At 70.3% G+C, this 370-nt stretch carries 1 protein-coding gene; it reads right to left on the bottom strand.

The window, feature by feature from the left end:
* Nucleotides 1-134 precede the first annotated feature (134 nt).
* A partial coding sequence (locus tag ACEWQ0_RS00080) for an IclR family transcriptional regulator domain-containing protein (protein WP_476484114.1) occupies nucleotides 135-370 on the bottom strand: 236 nt, incomplete at its 5' end.

The following is a 370-nucleotide window of genomic DNA, read 5'->3' on the forward strand; positions in this document are numbered from 1 at the left end:
CCCGCGACCCGGACGATCCGGCCAACGGGCACTGAGGCCCACGGCGGCGGGTCGGTCGCTCCCGCAGCCACGCTCATCAGCGGCGTGTTCGCGTGCGCAGCGCATCCATGGGCGCTACGACGACCCGGGCCGGTTCACCCCAACAGTTCGGCGAGGCGGATCGCGGCGTCCTGCAGTGACCGCGCTAGGGACTTGACCTTGCCCGGCGGTAACCGCTGCACGGGCGCGGAGGCGTTGATCGCCAGTCGCAGTCCCGACGAGACGTGGACCGGGACCGCGACGCTCACCACGCCGTCCTCGCTTTCCTGCCGATTCACGGCATAACCGTCCAGTCGTGTCCGAACCAGTTCGGCGACGAGTTCGTCTCGGG

It is taken from the genome of Wenzhouxiangella sp. YN9, assembly GCF_056324165.1.